Origin of the sequence: Micromonospora sp. NPDC047620 (assembly GCF_043205005.1) — a bacterium.
Classification (GTDB): Bacteria; Actinomycetota; Actinomycetes; order Mycobacteriales; family Micromonosporaceae; genus Micromonospora.
The window spans coordinates 1-1,019 of the sequence record NZ_JBIDDG010000213.1; the positions used below are offsets into that span (position 1 = coordinate 1).

A 1,019-nucleotide genomic window follows, 5' to 3' on the forward strand; every position below is an offset into this window, starting at 1 on the left:
CTCCTCACTCTCGTGGTCCATACGATCGCGTGGGACGAGGACTCCTGGCAGATCTTCTTCGACGAGGTCGGTGCGCGCTACGACGCGGCGACGGTTCCGGCCGCACCGGCGAGTCGCGGAGACGACCGTGTGCGCAGCCTTCGTGATGCCGAAGGCAGTGGCGCCCCCGCGCCGGCGACCGAGGTCGGTCGCAGCTATTGGCGAAACGCGCTCTCGCCCTTGCCGCAGCCGTTGGAATTGCCGGGCCGCGTCGCCGTGTCCGTGCCCTCGCTGCGCACCGCCCGGATCCGCGCCGAATTGCCGGCCGACGTGGCCGCGCGGGTGACGGAGTTCGCCCAACGGGAGGGCGCCACACCGTTCACGGTGCTCCTCGCCGCCTTCGACGCGCTGATCCACCGCTACACCGCCGCAACGGATTTCCTGGTCTGCGTACCGGCCACCGTGCGGAGCGCCGACGACACCGGTATCGGATACTTCGGCAATACGCTGCTGCTGCGTACGACGGTCGACCCCGCGGACGGCTTCCTCGATTGTCTGCGTGCGGTGAACGACCGTGCGGCAACGGCTTTCGGGCACCGCGGCACGCCGATCGATCAGGTGATCGCCGACCTCAACCCCGAGCGCGGCAGTGGGCGCGACGGGCTGGAGCAGGTGGCCCGCATCGAATTCGGGATCCGCCGGACCGCGTCGTTTACCCTGGACGGCATCGCGGCCACGGCGGTCGATGTCGGCAGCCCGACGACCCGGATGCCGCTGTCGCTCACCGTGATCACCGCCGGCGATGTGCCCGAGCGCGTCGAAATCGTCTATCAGGAAGACGAATTCGATGCCCGTATCCTGGAGCAGTTCCTCACCCACTATGTACGCGTGCTCACCGTGGCGACCGCCGAACCCGAGCGTCGCATCGGCGAGCTGGACATTTTCGGAGTCCGCGACCGCGCGGACATTCTGGAGCAGTCCCACGGTGAACTCGTCCCCGTCGCGCCCACCACGCTGGTCGATCTGTTCGAGCGGCGGGT

Annotated in this window: 1 protein-coding gene; it reads left to right on the forward strand. The window is 68.7% G+C overall.

Annotation, left to right across the window (positions count from 1 at the left end):
* A partial coding sequence (locus tag ACGF5C_RS35350) for a condensation domain-containing protein (protein WP_393308849.1) occupies positions 1-1,019 on the forward strand: 1,019 nt, incomplete at both ends.